24 protein-coding genes are annotated in these 22434 nt (G+C 71.3%); 7 read left to right on the top strand and 17 right to left on the bottom strand.

What is annotated here, in order from left to right; genetic code table 11:
- Window positions 1–9: 9 nt before the first annotated feature.
- Together F8S09_RS08760 and F8S09_RS08755 are read right to left on the bottom strand one after the other, a co-directional pair.
- Entirely contained in the window at window positions 10–1482 is a 1473-nt protein-coding gene (locus F8S09_RS08760) for an ATP cone domain-containing protein (protein WP_322618672.1), read from the bottom strand.
- Between the two features lie 16 nt (window positions 1483–1498).
- Entirely contained in the window at window positions 1499–2122 is a 624-nt protein-coding gene (locus F8S09_RS08755; RefSeq protein WP_194165284.1) for a TetR/AcrR family transcriptional regulator, read from the bottom strand.
- Between the two features lie 131 nt (window positions 2123–2253).
- Here F8S09_RS08755 and F8S09_RS08750 point away from each other — a divergent pair, with 131 nt between their 5' ends.
- Window positions 2254–2598, top strand: coding sequence for a hypothetical protein (locus F8S09_RS08750; protein WP_152871122.1), 345 nt, complete (start codon window positions 2254–2256; stop codon window positions 2596–2598).
- Window positions 2599–2664: 66 nt separating this feature from the next.
- Here the strand turns inward: F8S09_RS08750 and F8S09_RS08745 are convergent, their stop codons facing one another.
- The 3 genes from F8S09_RS08745 to moaA all read right to left on the bottom strand — a co-directional run bounded on the left by F8S09_RS08745 (window position 2665) and on the right by moaA (window position 5629).
- Window positions 2665–3540, bottom strand: a complete 876-nt coding sequence (locus tag F8S09_RS08745; RefSeq protein ID WP_152871121.1) for a manganese catalase family protein — start codon at window positions 3538–3540, stop codon at window positions 2665–2667.
- Between the two features lie 249 nt (window positions 3541–3789).
- Window positions 3790–4482: a GntR family transcriptional regulator gene (locus F8S09_RS08740; RefSeq protein ID WP_152871120.1), complete on the bottom strand. Its 693-nt coding sequence runs from the start codon at window positions 4480–4482 to the stop codon at window positions 3790–3792.
- Between the two features lie 124 nt (window positions 4483–4606).
- Entirely contained in the window at window positions 4607–5629 is a 1023-nt protein-coding gene (gene moaA / locus F8S09_RS08735) for a GTP 3',8-cyclase MoaA (RefSeq protein WP_152871119.1), read from the bottom strand.
- 205 nt (window positions 5630–5834) lie between these two features.
- Between moaA and F8S09_RS08730 the strand changes: the two genes are divergently transcribed.
- The 3 genes from F8S09_RS08730 (at window position 5835) to acs (ending at window position 9875) form a co-directional block, all read left to right on the top strand.
- The gene (locus F8S09_RS08730; protein WP_152871118.1) at window positions 5835–6134 is read left to right on the top strand and encodes a DUF485 domain-containing protein; all 300 of its coding nucleotides are present in this window, start codon (window positions 5835–5837) and stop codon (window positions 6132–6134) included.
- A complete protein-coding gene (locus tag F8S09_RS08725; RefSeq protein WP_152871117.1) occupies window positions 6131–7723 on the top strand; it encodes a solute symporter family protein in 1593 nt (530 codons plus the stop codon). Before F8S09_RS08730 ends, F8S09_RS08725 begins: the two co-directional genes overlap by 4 nt.
- A 199-nt stretch (window positions 7724–7922) precedes the next feature.
- Complete coding sequence (gene acs, locus F8S09_RS08720) at window positions 7923–9875, top strand: acetate--CoA ligase (protein WP_152871116.1); 1953 nt, start codon at window positions 7923–7925, stop codon at window positions 9873–9875.
- Between the two features lie 29 nt (window positions 9876–9904).
- Here the strand turns inward: acs and F8S09_RS08715 are convergent, their stop codons facing one another.
- Genes F8S09_RS08715 through F8S09_RS08705 form a run of 3 tightly spaced genes read right to left on the bottom strand, consistent with a single transcriptional unit; the run spans window position 9905 to window position 12239 of the window.
- Window positions 9905–10219 (bottom strand): VanZ family protein, encoded by a 315-nt coding sequence (locus F8S09_RS08715; RefSeq protein WP_227978614.1) that lies wholly within the window; start codon window positions 10217–10219, stop codon window positions 9905–9907.
- A 44-nt stretch (window positions 10220–10263) separates the two neighbouring features.
- On the bottom strand, window positions 10264–10686 hold the full coding sequence (locus F8S09_RS08710) for a VOC family protein (RefSeq protein WP_152871114.1): 423 nt from the start codon (window positions 10684–10686) through the stop codon (window positions 10264–10266).
- Window positions 10683–12239: a sensor domain-containing diguanylate cyclase gene (locus F8S09_RS08705; protein ID WP_152871113.1), complete on the bottom strand. Its 1557-nt coding sequence runs from the start codon at window positions 12237–12239 to the stop codon at window positions 10683–10685. The genes F8S09_RS08710 and F8S09_RS08705 overlap by 4 nt, the downstream gene beginning before the upstream one ends.
- Before the next feature lie 165 nt (window positions 12240–12404).
- Between F8S09_RS08705 and plsY the strand changes: the two genes are divergently transcribed.
- A complete protein-coding gene (gene plsY / locus F8S09_RS08700) occupies window positions 12405–12992 on the top strand; it encodes a glycerol-3-phosphate 1-O-acyltransferase PlsY (protein ID WP_152871318.1) in 588 nt (195 codons plus the stop codon).
- A gap of 8 nt (window positions 12993–13000) precedes the next feature.
- On the opposite strand, the gene F8S09_RS08695 is transcribed toward plsY, so the two are convergent.
- The gene (locus F8S09_RS08695; protein WP_152871112.1) at window positions 13001–13300 is read right to left on the bottom strand and encodes a hypothetical protein; all 300 of its coding nucleotides are present in this window, start codon (window positions 13298–13300) and stop codon (window positions 13001–13003) included.
- A gap of 248 nt (window positions 13301–13548) precedes the next feature.
- On the opposite strand from F8S09_RS08695, the gene F8S09_RS08690 reads away from it, so the two are divergent.
- Window positions 13549–14568 carry an aspartate-semialdehyde dehydrogenase gene (locus F8S09_RS08690; RefSeq protein ID WP_152871111.1) on the top strand — a complete coding sequence of 340 codons (1020 nt, stop codon included), beginning with the start codon at window positions 13549–13551 and terminating at the stop codon, window positions 14566–14568.
- Between the two features lie 35 nt (window positions 14569–14603).
- Complete coding sequence (locus F8S09_RS08685; protein WP_152871110.1) at window positions 14604–15224, top strand: rhomboid family intramembrane serine protease; 621 nt, start codon at window positions 14604–14606, stop codon at window positions 15222–15224.
- Here the strand turns inward: F8S09_RS08685 and F8S09_RS08680 are convergent.
- The 8 genes from F8S09_RS08680 to speA are packed head-to-tail and all read right to left on the bottom strand — an operon-like array spanning window position 15188 to window position 22365.
- Window positions 15188–15655 (bottom strand): NUDIX domain-containing protein, encoded by a 468-nt coding sequence (locus F8S09_RS08680; RefSeq protein WP_152871109.1) that lies wholly within the window; start codon window positions 15653–15655, stop codon window positions 15188–15190. The genes F8S09_RS08685 and F8S09_RS08680 overlap by 37 nt on opposite strands.
- On the bottom strand, window positions 15652–16278 hold the full coding sequence (locus tag F8S09_RS08675; protein WP_152871108.1) for a VOC family protein: 627 nt from the start codon (window positions 16276–16278) through the stop codon (window positions 15652–15654). Before F8S09_RS08675 ends, F8S09_RS08680 begins: the two co-directional genes overlap by 4 nt.
- Before the next feature lie 33 nt (window positions 16279–16311).
- Complete coding sequence (locus tag F8S09_RS08670) at window positions 16312–17574, bottom strand: NAD(P)/FAD-dependent oxidoreductase (RefSeq protein ID WP_152871107.1); 1263 nt, start codon at window positions 17572–17574, stop codon at window positions 16312–16314.
- A 20-nt stretch (window positions 17575–17594) separates the two neighbouring features.
- Complete coding sequence (locus tag F8S09_RS08665; protein WP_152871106.1) at window positions 17595–18065, bottom strand: GNAT family N-acetyltransferase; 471 nt, start codon at window positions 18063–18065, stop codon at window positions 17595–17597.
- 8 nt (window positions 18066–18073) lie between these two features.
- Window positions 18074–18457, bottom strand: coding sequence for a hypothetical protein (locus F8S09_RS08660; protein ID WP_152871105.1), 384 nt, complete (start codon window positions 18455–18457; stop codon window positions 18074–18076).
- A 3-nt stretch (window positions 18458–18460) separates the two neighbouring features.
- Window positions 18461–19693, bottom strand: coding sequence for a class I SAM-dependent RNA methyltransferase (locus F8S09_RS08655; RefSeq protein ID WP_152871104.1), 1233 nt, complete (start codon window positions 19691–19693; stop codon window positions 18461–18463).
- A gap of 30 nt (window positions 19694–19723) precedes the next feature.
- Window positions 19724–20449 (bottom strand): alpha/beta hydrolase family protein, encoded by a 726-nt coding sequence (locus F8S09_RS08650; protein WP_322618670.1) that lies wholly within the window; start codon window positions 20447–20449, stop codon window positions 19724–19726.
- A 5-nt stretch (window positions 20450–20454) separates the two neighbouring features.
- The gene (gene speA, locus F8S09_RS08645) at window positions 20455–22365 is read right to left on the bottom strand and encodes a biosynthetic arginine decarboxylase (protein ID WP_194165283.1); all 1911 of its coding nucleotides are present in this window, start codon (window positions 22363–22365) and stop codon (window positions 20455–20457) included.
- Between the last annotated feature and the right edge of the window lie 69 nt (window positions 22366–22434).

Here is a 22434-nt window from a genome sequence, read left to right as displayed (position 1 = left end):
GCGGGGCCGTCACTCCGTCCCCCCCTCCTCCCCCAGCAGCGCGGCCCGCTCCCCCGGCGTCAGGGCGGCCATTACCCGGCGCAGCACCACGTCCACGGCCTGCTCCGCGCTTTCGTCCAGGGTCAGGCCGTCCAGCAGGGGCACGTCCTCGCGGCGGGCGAGTTCTTCGAGGTAGTCCTGCATGGTGCGGATTTCGCCGAAATAGGCCATGTAGCGGTGCAGGGGGCGGCTCGCCGCCGTCTCGCGGTCGCGGGACTCGAAGTGGCGGCGGTGCTCGCCCTCGTCGGGCAGGGTCACCAGCATGGGCACCACCAGCGCCCCCGCATAGTCGGTGGCCCGCAGGTAGCCGGGAACGAGGTGCACCCCCTCCAGCACGAGGCTGGTCCCCTCCTCGATCGCGCGGCGCACCACCGCCCCCAGCCCCACGCTGACCTGCTGGACCTGATCGCGCAGCCCGGCGAGCAGGTCGGCGGGGGTGGGCTTGTCGGGGCGCGGCACGCCGGGGGGCAGCAGGGCTTCCCAGGCGTTGAAGGTGCTCGCGTGGAGGCCCGGCACGAGTTCGCGCGACACCATCGCTCGCATGACCTCGCGCACGGCGTCGGTGCCGATCACGCGGGTGATCCCCAGGCGGTAGGCGACCTCGGCGGCGAGGTAGCTCTTGCCCGTGCCGCTCACGCCGCCGAGCAGCACGACCAGTGGGCGCGGCGGGCGGCGAATCACCCGCAGCAGGCGGTACCGCGCACTCACGTCGGGGCCGACCTCGTCGCGCAGCAGGGCCTCGACCTTCTCGCGGATGGCGTGGCGGGTCACCAGCCGGTCCTCGCTGCCGCGCAGGTCGCGCTGGGTCACGCGGGCCACCTTGCGGGCCACGTCGGGGGCCACCCCCGCCGCCAACAGCGACTGCACCAGCAGCCCCTTGCTGAAGGGGGTGGGCGTGCCCCCGTCCCCGCTGACCACCCCCAGGCGGCCCCGGTTGCCCTTCAGGAAGCGGTAGGTGCGGCGCAGGTGTTCGCCGTAACGCCCCGCCAGCACGTCTTCCGTCACCTCGTCGAGTTCGGGCACCGTGACCTCGCGCCGCCCGGACTGCCGCAGCCGCACGTCCACCGCGCTCGCCGTGCCGTAGGCGTCGCGCGGCGAGAGGCCGGTGTCCTCCAGCGTGCGGGCCAGCACGCCGCGGCTAAAGGGCAGCGTGCCCTTCTTGGCCTGCACCACGATGTCCACGAAGGCTGGGGTCTGCCGGGCGGCGGCCTGCGCGACCTCCTCGCCCAGCGCGTCCCGCGCGAGGTCCACCATCAGGGCCTGCAACTCGGCTGGAGTCACGGTGGCCCGGCGGGCGTGCCGCAATGCCTGCTCGACCCGGCGGGCGACGGTGGCCGCTGCCGGAGCGCTCGCCCCCGCGTTGACGAGCGACTCCACGACCAGCCCCCGGCTGAAGGGCCAGCTGTGCCGGGCACTTCCGATGCTGAGTTCAGGCTGGGTCACGCCGTCTGCGCCCCTTTCAGGACGGGCGGGCCGGGGCGTCGGGCCGCAGGGCGCCTTCCAGCAGCAGGTTCAGAGCCAGCCGCGTCTCCTCCTGCAGGGTGCGGTCGGTGCCGTAGGCGCTCCAGCGCAGGGCGACGAGCAGGTAGGTGTCCGCGATCAGGTTGCTGATGCGCTGCAGGCTGAGGTCAGTACGAATCTGCCCGGCCTGGTGCAGCGGCTTCAAGATCAGCTCGATCACCTTGCTCAGCGGCAGGGCCTGATACGCGGTCCTGGCCCGCTCGGGGTTGGGATTCATGACCTCGTAGGCGAGCGGCGGGAAAAGGTCGCGCTCGCGGCCATTCTCGGCGGCGAGTTCGTCCCAGATCTCGTACAGCACGGTGAGGGGGGCAATCCCCTCCGCGAGCCGCGCCTCGGCCCGGTCACGCAGGCGCTCCATGACTTCACTGCCGTAGTCGAGCAGCACCGCTTCCTTGTACGGGTAGTAGTTGAAAAAGGTCCCCCGCGAGACGTTGCTGGCCCGCGCGATGTCGGTGGCGGTGGTGGCCTGGAAGCCCCCCCGCTTGAACAGGTCGAGGGCCACGCTGTAGATCCGCGCGCGGCGGCGTTCTTTCTGACGCTCCCGGAGCGACGACGAATCCATGATCTCCCACATATAGCGCGTGGCGGTCTAAATTTGCACCCCGTCCAGTGAAGACGCAGCCCCGTCAACGCTCAAGGTCGACTTAGGAGAGGCCCTGTCCCCCATACCCGGAGACCCCCCATGCTGAACCCATGAAACCGCTGACGCCCCGACTGCACGGCCTTGTCGATTACGCCGCCTGCGGCCTGATGCTGGCCGCCCCCGCCCTGCTGCGGCTCGGCCCGCAGGCCCGCACCGCCTCCTACGCGCTGGCAGGGTCGTACCTGGGCGTCAGTGCCCTGACCGACTACCCGCCCGCCCTGAGCCGCCAGATTCCCTTCCCGCTGCACGGCAAGATCGAACTGGGCACCCTGCCCGTGCTGCTGCTGCTGGGCGCCCGCATGGAGGGCCGCGACCGCGCCTACTTCCTGGGGCTGGCCGGGATGGTGAGTGGAGCCTACGCCCTGACGGACTGGAGCGCCGACCCCGACGCCTGAGCCACAACGCGAAGGGGGCCGCACCTTCGGGTACCCCCCAGAAGTGCGGCCCCTCTTCTTCGGCCGTCAGTCGTCCGAGGAGGTCGCGCCGGGCCGCGTTCCCTGGCCCCCCGCGCCCATCATCTGCTGGATTTCCGCGAAGGCGAGGGGGTCGGGCGGTCCCAGGACGGGCTCTTCCCCGAAGGGGCGGGCGGGTTCCAGCTTGAACTGGCCCAGCCCGTCGAGGGACGGTCCCTGGGTCCAGCGGCCCTGCGGGGGCTCGGTGCCCTGGGTACCGGGGGCGAAGTAGGTGTAGCTCACCTCGCGCAGCTCCTCCTCGACCGGGAAGGAGTTGGGGATAGGCAGGGTGCCCTGGTGCCCGCCGAGTTCCTCGATCACGGCGAGCCACTGCTGCTGGTGCATGGTGTCGCGGGCGATCAGGAAGCGCAGCATGTCCTTCATGCCGGGGTCGTCGGTCAGGGTAAAGAGGCGGCAGGCCAGCACCCGCCCGGTCGCCTCGGCGGTGACGTTGGCGTACATGTCGGCGGCGAGGTTGCCGCTGGCATAGACGTGCGAGCCGCTGAAGGGCACCCCGTTGGCGTCGGAGGCCAGCGCCGCCAGCCCCGCCGAGAGGTACTGCCGGGGGTCGCCGCCCATCACGGCCCCCACGATGGGGTTACTCTGGGCCACCTCCTCCTGGACGCTGGCCGGGCTGCCCTGAAGGTTGAGGGCCACCGCCGTGGCAAGCATCTCGACGTGACCGATCTCCTCGGTGCCGGTCGCGAGCAGCATGTCGCGGTACTTCTTGGGACCGCGGGCACCGAAAGCCTGAAAGAGATACTGAAGGGTCACGCGAATCTCGCCCTCCACCCCCCCGATGGCCTGCTGAAGCAGCCGCGCGAAGCGGGGATCGGGCGTCTCGACGCGGACCGGGTACTGCAACTTGCCGTCGTAGTAGAACATGGGGCCTCCCTGCTGGCCGCGCATGGCGGTCAGTCGGGGGTCATTCCACCAGCCGCAAGCTGTCCGGGCGGTGAGGTTAGGGTGGGGCCGTCTCCACCAAATCCGGGGGTGGGATGGGTCCCGCGCCGGGGAATCTTGGGGCGGGACTCACGCGGGAAGGGCGCGGGGTCTAGGGCATTCGGTGGAAGGGACCCCTCACCCCGCTGCTGCGCAGCGCCCCTCTCCCCAAGGGAGAGGGGTCTCCCCGCCCTACGGCTCGAAACTGTCCTGAAAGGCGTAGCGGTCGCCGCGCACCCAATAGTTGACGTAGGACACACGTTGCGGCCCGCTATAACTTGTGCGCCGCAGCAGGAAGGCGGCGGTGCCCAGCGGTACGCGCAGCAGTTCGGCTTCCTCCTGGCGCAGGTTGACCGCTTCCAGATTCTGCTCGACGCGGGTGATGGGCACCCCCAGCCCGATCATGACTTCGTGGATGCTCTCGGAGCTGAGGTCGTGGTCGAGCAGCGAGGGGGCCAGCGCCGAGTTGATGTACCGCTTCTCGATGACCAGCGCCTCGTCGCCAGCCGTGCGCAGGCGGTGGACGTACAGCACCGGGTCCCCGGCGTTCAGGTGCAGCACCGCCGCGATTTCGGGGGTGGCTCCCACCGTCAGCGCCCGCAGGACGTGGGTGCGGTGGTCGGGGTGCCGCGCCCACTCCTTGAAAGGCCGCACCCGGAACATGCCCTGGCGAAAGCGCTTGCCGGTAGGAAAGGTGCCTGCCCCCTGCACCCGGTAGACGTAGCCCTCGCGCTCCAGCTCGTCGATGGCGCGGCGGGCGGTCATGCGCGAGACCTCGAACTCGCGGGCGAGTTGCGGTTCGCTGGGAAGGGGCAAGCCCTCCAGGTAGTGCCCGCCCAGCAGGCGGTCTTTGAGGGTGGTCTTGATCAGCGGGTACTTCGCCATGCTCGCCTCCCAGCCCGGCTGCGGGCGCAGGGGCTTTCCTGAGCCCTCATCTTAAAGATTGGCGTTCGGCAGACACAAGGTCACGCGCCGGGTACGCGGCGAGGAACAGCGTTTCCCAGAGCGGTCAGCCCCCGATATGCGACATCTCGACCTTGCTCGCCGCCCGCCCAGGGGTGGCCTCGCCCCGCTCCTCGCTGTAGCGGTCCTGGCGGGCCTGCCAGACGGCGGCGACGCGCTCGCGCAGCTCGGCGTCGGTCGCGCCCGCCCGCAGCGGTGCCCGCAGGTCGGTGCCTGCCCCGGCGAAGAGGCAGGTGTACAGCACGCCGACCGCCGAGAGCCGCGCCCGTGAGCAGTCGCCGCAAAAGGGCGCCGTGACCGAGGAGATCAACCCAACCTCGTGGCCCTCCCCGTCGTAGTAACGGGCCGCGACCTCGCCCCGGTAGGCGGGATTGACGGGCGCAAAATCCAGGCCCGGTTCCGCGTCCGCGAGGCGGGCGAGCACCTCGCGCGAGGGCACCACCGCGTCCATGTTCCAGCCGTTGTGGTTGCCCACGTCCATGAACTCGATAAAACGCACGGTGGCCCGGTCGCGCAGCGCCCGCCACAGCTCGGGCAGTCCGGCGTCATTCACCCCGCGCTGCACCACAGTATTCACCTTCACGCCGAGGCCCGCCCGCAGCGCCGCCTCGATGCCGTCGAGCACGCGGTCGGGGGCCACGTTCAGGCCATTCATGCGCCCGAACACCTCCGGGTCGAGGCTGTCGAGGCTGACGGTGACGCGCCGCAGTCCCGCCGCCTTCAGGTCGGCCGCGAGGCGGGGCAGCAGCAACCCGTTGGTCGTGAGGGCCACGTCCTCCACCCCCTCCAGGGCCGACAGCCGGGCCACCAGCTCCGGCAGGTCGCGCCTCAGCAGCGGTTCGCCCCCGGTCAGGCGCAGCTTGCGGACCCCCAGCGCGACGAAGGCGCGGGTCAGGCGTTCGATTTCCTCGAACGAGAGCAACTCCTCGCGCGGCAAGAAGGCGTAGTCCGGCCCGAACACGTCGGCGGGCATGCAGTACGTGCAGCGTAGGTTGCAGCGGTCGGTCACGCTGACGCGCAGGTCACGCAGAGGCCGGTTGAGCCGGTCGAGAAGCACAGCCCTCACCATACGCCCCCCCCGCTGGACAATTGGCAAACCAGGCACCCTAGCCCCACCGGACTGTTCCTGGTCCAGAAACGCAAACCTTACACCCGGTTTATTGATTTCAGGTTAAGAGGCTCCTAATCTGCGAAGCGACCTGCCAATTCAGCCGCGCTGCCCGTCCCCCCTGGCCGCGCTCCCTTTCCGCCTTCCCGTGCCCCAGGAGGCTCCCATGACCGTTTCCCGTCTGCCCTCCGCTGCCGCGCCCCCGCACAACCCGGCCTACACCCAGCTGGTCGCGGAGCGCAACCGCTTCACGGTGATCATGACCGTGACGTTTCTGGTGCTGTATTTCCTGCTGCCCATCCTGGCGGGCTACAACAAGCCGCTGATGGCAACCAAGGTCTTCGGAAACGTGACCTTCGGGTACGTGTTCGCCTTCGCGGAATTTGCGATGGGCTGGATCATGGCGGCGATCTATGTGGTGAAGGCCCGGACCTTTGACCGACTGGCGCGGGAGGCGACGCAATGACCTTTCTGCTCGCGGCCGTGATCGTGGCGATCACGCTGGGGGTCACCTTCTGGGCCTCCCGGCGCAACACCAGCGCCTCGGACTTCTATGTGGCGGGCGGGCGCATCAGCGCGGGGCAAAACGGCATCGCCATCGCCGGTGATTACATGAGCGCGGCCTCCTTCCTGGGAATCACCGGGCTGATCGCGCTGAACGGCTACGACGGCTTCATGTACTCGGTCGGGTGGTTTATCGCGTACCTGACGGTGCTGTTTATCGTGGCCGAGCCGCTGCGGAACCTGGGCAAGTACACCCTGGCCGACATGCTGGTCTACCGCCTGAAAGACCCCCGCGTGCGGACCTACGCGGCGATCAGCACCATCGTCGTGAGCGCCTTTTACATGATCGCGCAGGTCGTGGGGGCCGGATCGCTGATCAGTCTGCTGTCGGGCGGGGTGCTCACGCCGAGCGTCGCCATTCCCCTCGTCGGCGTGCTGATGATCATTTACGTGGTGGTCGGCGGCATGCTCGCCACGACCTGGGTGCAGATCATCAAGGCCGTGCTGCTGATGTTCGCCACCATCGTGATGACGGTGCTGATCCTGAACGCTTTTGGCTGGAGCTTTTCCAACCTGCTGGGGAACGTCGAGCGCCTCAACGGGCAGGAGTTCCTGGGCGCGGGCGTGAAGTACAAGAATCCCATCGACCTGATCAGCCTCAGCCTCGCGCTGGTGCTGGGCACCGCCGGGCTGCCGCACATCCTGGTGCGCTTCTACACCGTGCCCACCGCGCAGGACGCCCGCAAGAGCGTGGTGTGGGCGATGGTCCTGATCGGGGCCTTCTACGTGATGACTGCCTTCCTGGGCAACGCCGCGAACGTGCTCGTCGGCCGCGAGGCCATCGCTGCGGCGAACGCGGCGGGCAACATGGCCGCGCCGCTGCTCGCGCAGGAGCTGTTCGGCGGCGCCGGGACGGTGGGCGGCGAGTTCGGACTGGCCTTCGTGACCGCCGTGGCCTTCGCGACCATCCTCGCGGTGGTGGCAGGACTCACCATTGCGGCGAGCACCTCCTTTACCCACGACATCTACAAGGGCGTCATCCGCAAGGGACAGGCCACCGAGCGCGAGGAGTTCCGGGTGGCCCGGCTCGCCACGGTCGCGGTGGGAATCATCGCCATCGGGCTGGGGCTGCTGGCGCAGTCACAGAATGTGGCCTTCCTGGTCGCGCTGGCCTTTGCCATCGCCGCGAGTTCCAACCTCCCGGTGATCCTCTTTACCCTGTTCTGGCGCAAGTTCAACGCGACCGGAGCGATCTGGGGGATCGTGGGCGGCATCCTGACCTGCCTCGCCCTGATCGCGGTCAGCCCCAACATCATGGGCGTGGACCCACCCGAGAAGACGACCGGACGCCGCCCCATTCAGGCGCAGGCCCTCTTCCCGCTGGAAAACCCCGGCATCGTGTCCATCCCCGCAGGCTTCGCCTTCGCCGCGCTGGGCACCCTGATCGGCGCCCGCCGCCGCCGCGACGAGGAAGACCAGGCCTTCGAGGAGATGCAGTTCCGCGCCTACACCGGCGCGGGCGTGGACGGCACCGTCGCCGCGCACGACTGAGCCTCCTGCCCCGCTGCCCCCAGCCCCCGGCCCCTCCGCCGGGGGTTTCCCACTCCTCCCCTTCTCCCAGTTCCTTGAACCGGGTGCAGTACCCCCCGCGTGACGGCGGGCGCGTTCCTCACGCCGCCGCACTACAGTGAAGGCCTCCACAACCCGCGTCTCACCCGCTTGCCCGCCGCGCTCCTCCGGAGGTTTGCCTATGACCCACCCGTCCACGAACGACCACATCGACAACCTGCTGCACGAGAACCGGGTCATCGCGCCCCCCGCCGATTTCGTGGCCCGCGCCCGGCTGACGCGCGAGGAATACGACCGCCTCTACCGCCGCAGCCTGGACGACCCGGACGGCTTCTGGAGCGACGTGGCGGGAGAGTTGCACTGGATGCGGCGCTGGGACCGGGTGCTGGACTGGCAGGAGCCACACGCGCAGTGGTTCGTGGGCGGGCAGACCAACGTGGCCTACAACGCGCTCGACCGCCACGTGGCGGCGGGCCGGGGAGACAAGACCGCGATCCTCTGGGAAGCCGAGGACGGCGAGGTCCGGCGCTACAGCTACGCCGAGCTGCTGCGCGAGGTGAAGCGGGCGGCGAACGCGCTGACCGCGCTGGGGGTCGAACAGGGCGACCGGGTGACCCTCTACCTCCCGCTGATTCCGGAAGCGGCCATTGCCATGCTCGCCTGCGCCCGCATCGGCGCGATTCACAGCGTGGTGTTCGGAGGCTTTTCGGTCTCGGCGCTGGCCGACCGCATCAACGACGCCCAGAGCAAGCTGCTGGTCACCGCCGACGCGGGGCAGCGGCGGGGCAGCCTCGTGAACCTCAAGGCGAACGCGGACGAGGCGGCGCGGAACACCCCCAGCCTGGAGCACATGCTGGTGGTCTGCCGGGCGAACTGCGACGCGCCCATGCAGCCCGGCCGCGACCTCTGGTGGCACGAGGCCCTAGCCGCCGCCGGGGACGAGCACGAGGCCGCCGCCGTGGACAGCGAGCATCCCCTCTTCGTGCTGTACACCTCCGGCAGCACGGGCAAGCCCAAGGGCGTGCTGCACACGACGGGCGGGTACATGGTGGGCACGTACCTGACCACGCAAACGGTGTTTGACCTGCGCGACGACGACGTGTACTGGTGCACCGCCGACGTGGGCTGGGTGACCGGGCACTCCTACAGCGTGTACGGGCCGCTGCTCAACGGCGCGACCGTGCTGATGTACGAAGGGGCCCCCAACCACCCCGACTGGGGCCGCTTCTGGCAGCTCGTGGAGCGGCACCGGGTCAGCATCCTGTACACCGCGCCCACGGCCATCCGCTCCTTTATGCGGCAGGGCGACGAACTGCCGGGCCGCTGCGACCTGAGCAGCCTGCGCCTGCTGGGGTCGGTGGGCGAGCCGATCAACCCGGAAGCGTGGATGTGGTACTACCGCGTGATCGGCGGGGAGCGCTGCCCGGTGGTGGACACCTGGTGGCAGACCGAGACGGGCGCGATCATGCTGACCACCCTGCCCGGCGCCCACCCCAGCAAGCCCGGCAGCGCGGGCCTCCCGATGTTCGGCGTCGAGCCCGCGATCATGACCCATGACGGGGAGGAACTCGGCCCCGACGACGGCGGCCTGCTGGTCATCAAGCGGCCCTGGCCTTCCATGCTGCGGACCGTCTACGGCGACGACGAGCGCTACCGCAAGTCCTACTGGGGCGAGATTCCGCACGTGTATTTCGCGGGAGACGGCGCCCGGCGCGATGCCGACGGCTACGTCACGGTGATGGGGCGGGTGGACGACGTGCTCAACGTCTCCGGGCACCGCCTGGGGACGATGGAGATCGAGTCGGCGCTGGTGGCCCACCCCGCCGTCGCGGAGGCCGCCGTGGTGGGCCGCCCGGACGAGGTCAAGGGTGAAGGTGTGGTGGCCTTCGTGCTGCCGCAGGCGGGGTTCACGGTGAATGCCGGGGAGTTGCGGGCGCACGTCAGCCGCGAGATCGGCGCCCTGGCCCGCCCGGACGCGATCATCGTGGCGGACGCCCTGCCCAAGACCCGCAGCGGCAAGATCATGCGCCGCTTTCTGCGCCAGATCGCGGCGGGCAAGGCGATCGAGGGCGACACGAGCACCCTGGAAGACCCCAGCGTGCTGGAGCGGCTGGCGGCGACCCCGCTGGGCTGAGGGCGGGGTCAATGGGTCGGCCCCGGCGGTCAGGGTGTCCCGTCGTCCCCCTTGCGCCCAGCGCCCCGCCCCAGCGCCAGCCACGCCCCCACCCCTGCTCCCGCAAGGTCGAACAGCCAGTCACTCAGGCCCGCGTCCCGGCCCGGCACAAAGGCTTGGTGCACCTCGTCGGAGGCGCCGAACCACGCGGCGATCACCACGGCGAGACCCCGGCGTCCGGTCGCCCGCGCGAGGGTGAAGGCCAGGGCGAGGTAGGCCAGGAAGTGCGCCGCCCAGTCGAGGGGATGCGTCAGCGGGGGGCCGGGCGTGTCGCTGCCCGAACTCAGCCACCAGATCGTCCCCATGATCAGGAGGGCCGGAATCCACCAGCCGGGCCGGGCCGGGCGGCTCAATGGGCCGGGCCTGCCGCCGGGTGCTCCACGAGTTCGATCAGGGTGCCCGCGCCCCATTTCGGGTGGAGGAAAGCGACGCGGGTTCCGGCCCGGCCCGGCGAGGGCGCCTCGGAGAGGAAGCGGGCGCCCTCGCCGCGCAGCCGGGCCATCTCGGCGTCAAGGTCCGCGACTCGGTAGGCGGTGTGGTGCAGGCCGGGGCCGCGCTTTTCCAGAAAGGCGGCGATGGGGCTGTCGGGGCGGGTGGGGGCCAGCAGCTCGATCAGGGTCGCGCCCACCACGAAGGCGCGGACGCGGACGCCCTGCGAGGGCACCTCCTCGTCGGGACCCTCTGGGGCGAGGCCCAGGGCGAGGTATGGGGCACTCCCGGTCTCCAGGTCAGGGGTGGCGATGGCGACGTGATCGAGCAGCGTGACCGTCATGCCTCGCAGGGTAGCGGGTGCTCGGCGGATTCGTCCCGGCGGGTGTCCCGCCCGGTGCCTCGCTCGCGTTTGTCCGCGTACATGCAGGCGTCGGCGCGGCGCAGGGCGGCCGTGGCGCCCCCCGCGTCGCCCGGCACCGCCGCCACTCCCAGCGAGGCGTCCGCCGGGTAGCCCTGCTCCTGCACCCGCGCCACCGCCTCCTGAACCTGGCGGCGGAGCAGCTCGGCGCGCTCTCGGGGGTCCTCGCCGGGAGCTACTGGGGCGAGCAGCGCGTACTCGTCGCCGCCGAGGCGGTAGACGTGCAGGCCGGGGGCAGGCAGTCCCAGGGCGAACTCGCGCAGCAGGTCGTCGCCGCTGGCGTGCCCGCGCTCGTCGTTGACCCGCTTCATGCCGTCGAGGTCCACCACGCCCAGCACGTAGCCCTCGCCGGTGTCTGCGAACCGGGCGTCGGCGTCGTCGAGGGCGTCGTCGAGCGCCCGGCGGTTGCCCAGCCCGGTCAGGGCGTCGGTCAGGGCCGCGCGTTCCAGGGCTTGCAGGTGCTCGGCCCGCTCCAGCGCCACGCCCACACTGCGGGCGGCGGCTTCGAGCAGCAGGCGTTCCTCCGGCAACCAGGCGGCGGGTTCGCCCAGCCGCGCGAGCAGCAGCACGTAGGCCCCGTCCGGCGCGTGGCCCTCCTCCTCGACCTGCACGTGCAGCCAGGCAAGGCTCGCCAGACCGGTGCCCAGCAGTTCGGGGCAGCGTTCCGTGACAGCCGCCGCGTCGTCCAGAAAGACCCGCTCCCAGCTCAGCAGGGTGGCCCGCAGCCCGCCCGCCGGGTCCAGCAGCCGCCAGCGCACCTCGGCGCCGAAGCGGGCGGCGGGGGCCGAGGCGAGGTCGCTCAGGACCTCCGACGCCTGCTCGGAGAGGTGCAGCAGTCCGGCCCAGTCCAGCCGCATCGCGCCCCCCAGCAGCCGCAGCGCCCGCCGCGCCATCTCGCCGGGACCCAGCGGCTCGCCCATCAGCTCGGCGAGGTCGCGCAGGGTGTGGGCGTGGTCACGGGCGCGGGTGAGTTCCTCGGTGCGCAGCCGCAGTTCGAGTTCGTCCACGACCATCTCGGCCAGCAGTTCCAGCGTCTCTTGCTCGGCAGGGGTGAAATCGCGCGGCTCCGGCGCGGTCACACACAGGGTGCCGATGCGGTGGCCGTCCGGGGTCACGAGGGGAGCACCCGCATAGGCGACGACCACGCCCGACCGCACGCTGGGAAAGTCGCGGAAGCGGGGGTCCTGCCGGGCGTCGGGGACCACCAGCACCGCCCCCTCTTGCCGCACAGCCCAGACGCAAAAGGACCCGTCCAGGGCCGTCGCGGTCACGTCCCCGCCCAGGCAGGCCTTGGTCCACTGGTGGTCCTCGCCGACCAGATTGACGGCGGCCAGCGGCACCCCCAGCACCTGCGCGGCCAGCCGGGTGACGCGGTTGAAAGACGCCTCGGGCGGCGTGCCCAGCACGCGGTAGCGGGTCAGCGCGGCCAGCCGCGCGGGCTCGGAGGAGGGTGGGGGCGGCGGCACAGACGACACGCCCCGCACCCTAGCGGCTGGCCCCGGCGCCCGCGTGAAGGCTCCCCCCGCGAACGTGACGCGGCCTTGAGACTCGCGGCCCTGACCCGGGGCAGGACCTGCCCCCGAACGGGTGCCCTGACGGGTGGCCCCGTAGAATCGGGGAGTGATCCGCCCGTGAACCCGCTGCTGTTCGTGCCGCTCCTGGCTCTGTCCTACCTGCTGGGGTCCATTCCCGCCGCCGCCTGGGTCGCCCGCGCCCGCGGCATCGACATTCGCCGGGTGGGCAGCGGCAACAGCGGCGCCACCAACGTGCTGCGCTCGGTGGGCAAGGGACCGGCGATCGCCGTCGCCGTCTTCGACATCGTGAAGGGGGCGCTCGCCGTGCTGCTCGGGCGGGCAGCGGGCCTGGACGACCCGCAGGCGGCCCTGTGCGGGGCCGCCGCCGTGATCGGGCACAACTTCAGCCCCTTTCTGGGGTTCCGGGGCGGCAAGGGGGTGGCGACCACCTTCGGCACGCTGGTGGTCCTCTCGCCCGCCGCCGGGCTGGGCATGGCCGTGATCGGGCTGCTGACCGTTGCCCTGACCCGGCTGGTGTCGGCCGGAAGCATTCTGGGCGGCGTGACGGCGGCGCTGGTCGCCTGGGTCACGGGGCAGCCGCTGTGGTTGAGCCTCATCGTGACGGCGCTCGTCGCGCTGATGGTCTGGCAGCACCGCGAGAACATCACCCGGCTGCGGGCGGGCAACGAGCGGCGGCTGGGGGATAAGACTTAAGCCCAGCGCTAACGGCGTTTGCGCAGAAAGGACAGCCACCCGGCGGCCTGCGGTCGCCCGGCCGGGGCGATGTCCTCCATGCGGATCTCGGGCTCGGGGAGGGGCGCGGCCTCCCAGAGGTCCCCCACGGCGACCAACCCCCCGAAGCGGCCTGCGGCGTAGCGGGCGTGCTTGAGTTCGGCCTCGTGGCTGGTGGCGCGGGGGTCGGCGAGGGCCTGCAACATGGCCTGCAACGTCTCGTCGTCGCAAGCCCAGCAGCCCTGGGTGAAGGTGGCTTCCTGACCGTAGATACGAATCCTGGCGGGCATACCGGGGCTCCCGTCTCCGGGCGGGACCCCTCCTGGGCACCCGCGCCCGGCCTTGATCTTGGCGATGCGGGCAGCATAGCGCAGCCCCGCGCCGGGCAGGTGTCCTGCCCCCGCTTGACCCCCCGCCCCCCGGCGGGTACCTTGCGCCCATGTGCCGCCCCACCCCCCGGACCCCCTGAGGGCGGCCCCCCGTGTTCCCGCCGCCCGCGCCCCCCCGCGAGGCGGAGTTTTTCTTTGGAGGAGGACCTATGCGCGTCGCCATTGTGGGAGCCACCGGAGCGGTCGGCCACGAACTTCTGCGGGTGCTGGAAAAGAGCACGCTGAAGCTTGATGAGTTGCAGCTGTACGCCAGCCCGCGCTCGGCGGGCAGCACCCTCTCTTTCGCAGGGCGCGAGATCACCGTGCAGGCGACTCCGGAAGGGGCCATCGACGCCGACGTGATCCTGGCCTCGGCGGGCGGGTCTATCAGCAAGGCGCTTGCCCCGGCGTGGGTGGCGGGCGGCGCGGTCGTGATCGACAACTCCAGCGCCTTCCGCTATGACCCGGAGGTGCCCCTCGTAGTCCCCGAGGTCAACGGGGAGGCGGCCCTCTCGCACCGGGGCATCATCGCCAACCCCAACTGCACCACCGCCATCGCGGCGGTGGCGGTCGCGCCGCTGCACCGGGCCTTCGGCGTGCGCCGCATGATCGTCTCGACGTACCAGGCCACCAGCGGGGCCGGGCAAAAGGGCATGGAGGAACTGCTGACCCAGACCCATATGGTCCTGCACGGCAAGGAGGCCGGGGCCGAGGTCTTCGCGCACCCCATCCCCTTCAACGTCATCCCGCACATCGACTCCTTCGGGGACAACGGCTACACCCGCGAGGAGATGAAGGTGGTCTGGGAAACGCGCAAGATTCTGGGAGACGAGTCGCTGGCGATCAGTTGCACCGCCGTCCGTATCCCCACCCTGCGCACCCATGCCGAGGCGATCACGCTGGAGCTGGAGCGCCCGGCGACCCCCGAGCAGGCCCGCGAGCTTCTGCGGGCGGCGGCGGGCGTGGAGGTCCGCGACGACCCGGCGGGCAAGCTCTACCCCATGCCCCTGACCGCGACGGGCAAGTACGACGTGGAGGTGGGCCGCATCCGCTCCTCGCTGGTCTTTGAGGGCGGACTGGACCTCTTCGTGGCGGGCGACCAACTGCTCAAGGGCGCGGCGCTCAACGCCGTGCAGATCGCGGAATATTTGCAGGAGAAGGGGGCGCTTCGGGGGCGGGTCACGGGCTAACCGCACTCCTCACACCCCTGCGGCAGACTGGGGCCATGCGCTCCCCTCCCCCGCCCCCGCGCCGTTCCCGCTCCCCGGTGGGGGCGGCCCTGCTGTTGACCGCGCTGCTGGTGGGTGGGGTCTGGGCGCAGGAAATCGTGGACCAGTTCGCGTTCGGGGGACGGCTGGACCTGTACGGCATCGTCCCACGTGACCCTGCCCGGGTGGAGAACGTGCTGGCCGCGCCCTTCTTGCACGGGGGCTTCGGGCACCTGATCGCCAACACCGGGCCGCTGGCGGTGCTGGCCTTTATGGGGGCGCTGCGCGGGGTGGGGCGCTTCCTGGCGGCGAACGCCGTGATTATCGTTCTGGGGGGCGGGCTGGTGTGGCTGCTGGGCCGGGGCGGGAGCCTGCACCTGGGGGCCAGCCTGCTGGTGTTCGGGTACCTCGCCTACCTGCTGGGGGTGGGCTGGTGGGAGCGGACGCCGGGGGCAATTCTGGCGGCGCTGCTGGCGCTTTTCCTGTACGGTGGGGTGCTGTGGGGCGTGCTGCCCACCAATCCGCTCGTGTCGTGGGAGGCGCACCTGTTCGGCTTCGTGGCGGGGCTGGTCGCGGCGGCGTGGCTGCACCGCAAGCGGCCTCAGCCGGGCGGATACTCCCCGCGCTCTGCCCCCTGACGGACCCGCTCCACCAACTCCCCCTGCTCCGGCCAGAAGAGGGGCGGCACCGCGTTTAGGGCGTACCATTCGAGCCGGAAGCCGGGCTCCAGCGGCGGCCCGCCGACTTCATCGGTAATGCCGAGAAAGTAGCGGGTGACCTGCCAGCGCGTCCTGGCATAGTTCTGCCGCTCCAGCACACCGAGGTTGGCCACCAGCCGCACCCGCGTCAGCCCCGCTTCCTCGCGCAGTTCGCGGTGCAGAGCCTCCTCGTGCGTCTCGCCGGGTTCCAGACCGCCTTTCGGAAGCTGGCGGTAGTCGCCCGGCTCCACGACGACGGCCACCTGCCACTCCTCCCCGCCGCGCCGCAGCACGACCGCGCCCACGCTGGCACGCTCGGGAAGGTCCGGGAGCCGGACGTACCACGACTCGTCAGGCGGTGGGAGGGTCACAAGGTGACCATGCCCTCCGGCGTCTCCAGCATCGCGGACAGCTCGGGTTGCGGGGCCTCGTAGACCTCCACGTCGCCCGCAAGGGGCAGGGCGTCCAGCCGGGCGCGGAGGGCGTCGGGGTCGGGGGTGCCGAGGCGCAAGGTCAGCAGGCGCACCCCGGCGTCGGGCAGGCGCGTTGAAGGGGGCGGCGTGTGCCACTCGATCAGGCTAGGGACGACCCCGCCCCCCGGCAGCGAGCCGTCCGGGGGCACCGTCAGCGTCCAGCGGTTCTCGCCGCGCGACAGCTCCAGCGCCTCGCCATGCTGGGAGAGGTGGACCCCCGGCAGGTCCGGCACGCGGGCCACCCAGTGAATCAGGACCGGGCCATCCTCCAGCCGCTCCCGGAGGTCCGGCGTGTCCAGCCCGAACCAGCGTGGGCGGGTGGGGGCGGGAGCCGCCGGGTTCACGGCGATCACCTCCAGATAGAGGTCCGGCCCCAGCGACAGCAGCGCGTTGTGGGTGCCGAAGAGGGCGTGCTCGCCGCCGGGCTGCGTGGGTACCCCCAGGCGACCTTCCAGCCACGCCCGGCCCTCTTCCAGCGTGCGGGCGGCGACGACGAGGTGATCGGGAATGGCGGCGGACATGGCAGGAGCATACCGGCCCGCTGTTCCCGTCCCCTACGCCCCGCGCGGACGGCTCATGCCCACCGGGTCGCCCAGCAGGATGGCCGCCGCCTTCTCGCCGCTTTCCATCGCCCCCTGAACGCTGCTCATGGACGTGATCTCGGAGGCGAGCAGCACGCCGGGCAGCCCGGTCGCGTGCCCCGCCAGGGTCGCGGCGTACTCGGGCGGCTGGGGGAACTGGGCGAAGGGGATGCGTTCGGTGTGCAGCGTTCGCAACTCCGCCGCTCCCGCCCCGTACCAGCGGCTCAGCTCGCCGCGCACGCGGGCGTCGAGGGCGGCGTCGTCCAGCTCGGGCACGCCCAGCACCGTCACGGTCAGGAGGTGGCCCCCGGCGGGTGCCCGCTCCGGAATCGCCTCGCTGACCCACTGGGCGTTGTTGACCAGCCCCTCCTCGGCGTTCAGCAGCAGCCGGGGCTGGGGGTCCAGCCGGGTGGCGGAGGCGTAATGCAAATAGGTGCTGCCCAGCCGCCCGCGCGAGAGCGGTTCGCCGGTCAGGGCAGCGGCGGTGTCCGCGTCGGTCGCCACGAGGACGTTGCCCGCGTCCAGTTCCCCCGCGCTCGTCACCAGGGTCACGCCCCCCGGCCGGGGCCGCAGCGCGGTCACCCGCACCCCGGTCGTCACGTCCAGCCCCGCCGCGAGCTGCCGGGGCAACTCGCCCACACCCGCGCGGGGCAGGGCCGCGCCCCCGTCCAGCAGCATCCGAAAGTAATAGCGAAAGAGCCGCGCACTCGTGTGCAGGTCGCGCCGCAGAAAGATGCCCCCGAAAAAGGGCCGGAAGAAGTTGGTCAGCGCCCGCTCGCTGAAGCCCTGGCGACGCAGGTAGCTCTCGGTCGTCTCGTCGCGTCCGACCAGCAGGGTGTGGGGGGCGGGCAGCGCCAGCCGCGCGGCGAGGCGGGCCACCCGCGCCTTGTCCGCCAGGGTCAGGGCGTTCGTCGTCAGGGTGGAGGACAGGCTGGCGAGGTCGCGGCGGGGGTCGCCCACCACGTCTGCCCGCTCCCCGCGCCGCACCACGCCCGCCGGGGCGATAGGCACGAGGTCCAGCGCCGCGAGGTCCACATTGCGCCGCAGCGCCGGATACGCCGGGAACAGCACCTGATAGCCCGCGTCCAGCGTGTACCCGTCCACCACCCGGCTCGCCACCCGCCCGCCGACGTGCTCCCCCGCTTCCAGCACTCGCACCCGCCGCCCCGCCCGCGTCAGCACCCGCGCCGCCGTCAGCCCGGCGAGGCCCGCGCCCACCACCACGATGTCACCCATGGGGGGGAGGCTATCAGCCATCAGCTCTCAGCGATCAGGTCCAGCGCGTAGCACAGGCTCCCCTCCATGCCCACGTAATAGCCATAGTTGGGAATGCGCCGGAAGCCCGCCGACTCGTAGAGGTGCAGGGCCTCGGCCTGGCGGTCGCCGGTTTCCAGCACGAGGCGCGTGTAACCCAGCGTCCGCCCCCTCTCAATCAGCCCCGCCAACACCTGCCGCCCCAGTCCCCGGCCCCGCGCCTCCGGGACCGTATACATGCGTTTGACCTCGGCACTCTGTGGGTCCAGGCGCTTGAGGGCACCGCAGGCGAGCAGCTCGCCGCCCTCCTCCACCCCCAGCAGCACGCTCCCCTCGCCCGCGAGGACGGCGGGGTCGAAGGGTTCGGTGCGTTCGTCGGTGTCGCCGTAGATGGTCCGCAACTCGCGCTGCTGGGCGGTCATCAGCCGAGCGGCGCGGGGGTCGTCAAAGGACAGGGGAACGAGGAAGTGCATGGGCCAGCCTACTCCCCGGCCCCCGACGCCAGCGCCTGCCCGGACCCGTCCAGCACCCGGAAGGCGTACCCCTGCGAGGTGAGGCGCTCCCAGGTCACCCGGAACCCCTGGCAGGACCCCGGCACCGCGAGCGCGTCCTGCGTGGGGTACCCGCCCCGCTCCTGCCGGGTCAGTTCCAGGGTGCGCGAGAGGTCATTAGCGCAGTGGGTCGCGGCGGCCTGTTGCACAGTGGCGGCGGCGTCTGGCGGAACGGACGGAGCAGCGGCCAGGGCCTCCACCCGCGCCTCCAGCTCGGTCACGCGGGCTTCCAGGCGGGTCACCTCGTCGCGGACCTCGCGGTCCTGGCAGGCGGTCAGGCAAAGGGACAGGAGCAGCAGGAAGGCGCGGGGCACGGCCTACCGCTCCAGCACGCTCACGACTTCCACGTGGCTGGTCTGGGGGTAGAAGTCGTGGGGCGTGACGGACCCCAGCTTCCAGCCCCGGCGCACGAAGTCGCCCACGTCCCGCGCCCAGGTCGCGGGGTCGCAGCTCACGTACACCAGGCGGTCGGCGGTGCTGGCCTGGATGTGCTCGCGGGCTTCCGCCTCCAGCCCGGCGCGGGGCGGGTCCACCACGATCACGTCCACGCCGATCTCACTGAAGCGGGCCGCGTCGCCGCTTCGGTAGGTGACATTGCGCTCACCGCTCAGGGCCGCCGCCTGCCGCCCCCGCGCCAGCGCCTCGGGTGCGGAGTCCAGCACGGTCACGCGGGTGAACTTGGGCGAGAGGTGCCGCCCGATGGCCCCCGAGCCGCCGTAGAGGTCCACCGCGTGCGTGCCCTCCCCGGCCAGCTCCGCCGCGCGGAGGTAAGCCAGTCCCGCCGCCTCCGGGTTGACCTGCGCGAAGCCGGTCGCGGTCACGCCGACCTGCACCCGCCCGAACTCCTCCTGCACCTCGGACTCGCCCGCGATCAAGCGCACGCCCGCCCCGAAGCGCCGCCCGGCGGGTTCCGCGAGGCTCACGCCCACCACCCCCGCGTCCATCAGGTGATCGGAGGCCCGCAGGAACACGCGCGGCTCGCCCGCCCCGATCAGGGCGGCGACCACTTCCCCCGTCCGGCGGCTGGCGCGGAAGGCGACCTCGGTGGCGGGGTCGAGCTGCTCGGGGTCCAAGCGGTCCATCACCGTCTGGATGGCCTCCATGACGAGGGGGTCCTGGCCGACGGGCTGGGGATCGCGGCCCCGGCGCTCGCGGTAGGCGAGGCCTGCCGGGGTCACGAGGTACTGCGCCGTGTTGCGGTAGCGCCACTCGCGGGGGCTGGGCACCGTCTCCCCCACCGGGTGCCGCAGCTTGGCGATGCGGGTCAGGGCCTCTTCCACGAAGCCGCGCTTGTAGCGCAGTTGCGCCGGGTAGGAGGCGTGCGCGAGGTCCACGGTGGGGAGGTCCGGCGCGTCCACCCGGTCGGGGCTGGGGGTCAGCACCCGGCGGGTCACGCCCTGGCGCACGCCCCGGCCCACGCGGACCTCGGCCTCCACCCGTTCGCCGGGCAGGGCACCGCGCACCAGCACCACGCCGGACTCGTCGCGGGACAGCCCCAGCCCTCCGGCGACCAGTTTCTCGATTTCCAGCGTGAGCAGAGCGTCAGACATATGGGGGACAGGGTAGCGCGGGCGGGGGGGTCAGAACGGCCCGAGCGTCTCCCCCACCACCCGCCCCCACTGTTCCCCGTCCGGAACGTGGCCCATTCCGGCGACCTCCAGCAGTTCAGAACCGGAAGCGCTGGCAAACTCACGCCCCAGCTCCGGCGGGCAGATGCGGTCCTCGGGGCCGATCACCACCCAGGTCGGCCCGCCGATGTGCCCGGCGTGCGTGAGGGGTGAGCCGTCCACCCACTGCTCCGGGGTCAGGACCGCGTCGTAGTAGCGGCGCAGGATGCCCGAACTCGTGCCCGCGTACACCCCACGCAGGTCGGCGGGCGGGTTGACCGCCACGGTGCGCCCCGCCCGGTGGCCCTGCGCCGAGGCCAGCAGCGCGACGAGGCCCCCCAGCGACAGCCCCAGCACCGCCGTCCGGTTCACCCACGGCTGAGCCTCCAGCCACGCCAGCACCCGCCCGAGGTCGCCCGGCCCGCTGCGCCCGTAGTCGTCGCACCCGCCCGACCCGCGCCAGCCGCGCAGCGAGAGGCTCAGGGCGTGCCAGCCCGCCGCGTGCAGCAGCCGGGCCGGGGTCGCCATGTCGGAGGCGTCCTGCCCCCAGCCGTGCAGCAGCAGGGCGGCGGGGGCCGGGCCGGGGTGACGCCACAGGTAGCCGCCCAGCGTCACGTCCCTCGGTGTGTCCTCTCGTGGGGGAAGCGTGAGCCGGGCGGCGCCGGGCAGATCAGGCAGAGAGAGGCCGGGGACCTCCACCGCGCTCAGCCTTCCTCGTACTCCAGATACGTGTACCCCAGCAGCTCCTCGCCGTAGTCCTCCAGCAGCTCCTGCTCCTGGCCGGGGGGCAGGGTGCCCACCTTGAGGGCGGCGTCGGCCTGATCCTCGATGGAGTCACGCAGCATGACTTCCTCGTAGCCCATCGACTCGATCATGCGCCGCGCCTTCTGCCCGCGCACGAAGAGGTCAATGTGGTACTTGCCGCCGGGCCGCACCGTCACGTGCGCCTCGCTGACCTTGCCGAAGAGGTTGTGCGAGCTGCCCAGCACGTCCTGATAGGCGCCCATCAGGAAGGCACCCAGGTAGTAGGGCCGCTCGCCCGGCTCGTGCAGCGGCAGGGTGGCCTTCACGTCGCGCAGGTCGATGAACTTCTCGATCTTGCCGTCCGAGTCGCAGGTGATGTCCACGATGGTCCCCTGCCGAGTGGGGCGCTCGTTCAGGCGGTCCAGCGGCACAATCGGGAACAGCGCCTGAATCGCCCAGTTGTCGGGCAGGCTCTGAAACAGCGAGAAGTTGCAGATGTACTTGTCGGCCAGCACCTTCTGAAGGTCTTCCAGCTCGTCGGGGACGTACTTCTCGCCCTGGATCAGCTTGGCGATCTTGCGGAGAATCGCGTTGAAGAGGGCCTCGCCCCTCGCGCGGTCGTCCAGGGTCACGTAGCCCAGGTCAAAGAGGTTGTGCAGCGTCTGCTTGTCGCCCACCGCGTCGTTGTACATCTCGCGGTAGTTGCGGGCCGAGATGTTGACCAGAATCTCTTCGAGGTCCTTGATGATCTGGTGGCTGTCCTCGTTGGGGGCGGCGAGTTCTTCGAGGTCGCGGGTGGGACCGGTCACGTCCACGACGGGCATCACGAGGACCGCGTGGTGGGCGGTCAGCGCCCGGCCCGATTCACTGATGATGGTCGGCTCGGGCACCTCACGGGCCTTGCAGACCTCCTGCACGGTGTACACCACGTCGGCGGCGTACTCGCCCACGGTGTAGTTCATGGAGGCGTAGAAGGTGGTCTTGGAACCGTCGTAGTCCACGCCCAGGCCGCCGCCCACGTTGAGGTACTTCAGTTGTGCCCCCGCCGCGATCAGGCCCGCGTAGGTCTGGGTGGCCTCGCGCACGGCGACCTTGACCCGGCGGATGTCGGTGATCTGCGAGCCGATGTGGGTGTGCAGCATCACGAGGGAATCGAGCATGTCCTCCTCGCGCAGCCGCTCGACCACGCGCAGCAGCTCGTAGGCGTTCAGGCCGAACTTGGCCTGGTCGCCGCCCGACTCCTCCCACTGCCCGGAGCCGCGAGCATGCAGCTTGAAGCGCACGCCCACCATCGGCTTGACGCCCAGCGCCTTGGCCTGCTTGAGCACCCGGTCGAGTTCGCTGTACTTCTCCAGGGTGATCACCACGTTCTTGCCCAGGGTGCGGCCCCAGAGGGCCAGCTTGATGAAGCCGTCGTCCTTGAAGCCGTTGCAGCACAGCAGGGCGTCGGGATGCATCCGCTGCGCGAGGCACAGCGCGAGTTCGGCCTTGCTGCCCGCCTCCAGCCCGTGCGCGTAGTCGTACCCGGCGGCGGCCACCGACTCTACGACGACCCGGCGCTGGTTCACCTTGATGGGAAAGACGCCCTGGTAATGGCCGGTATAGCCGTACTCCGCGATGGCCTTGCCAAACGCCTCGTTGAGGTGCTTGACGCGGCCCGCCACGACCTGCGGAAAGCGCAGGATCACCGGGAGGCTCTCGCCGCGCTCGACAATCTCGTCCACGATGGCGCGGAGGGGCGCGTGCAGGCCCGGCGAGGGGGTCACTTCCATCTGGCCCCGGTCAGAGACGCGGAACCAGCCGCCGCTCCAGTTGGGAACCTGGTACAGCTCGGCGGCGTCGGCGGTGGAAAAGGGGTTGGCAGCAGTCAAGTCAGGCGTCCTCCGTGGGTAAGGTAGGCTCGCCGTGCGCGGGGTTCGGAGTCCGGACTGCGGGCTCAA

Origin of the sequence: Deinococcus terrestris, from assembly GCF_009377345.1 — a bacterium.
In the GTDB taxonomy this organism is placed as follows: domain Bacteria; phylum Deinococcota; class Deinococci; order Deinococcales; family Deinococcaceae; genus Deinococcus; species Deinococcus terrestris.
This window is presented reverse-complemented; position numbering and strand designations above follow the sequence as displayed.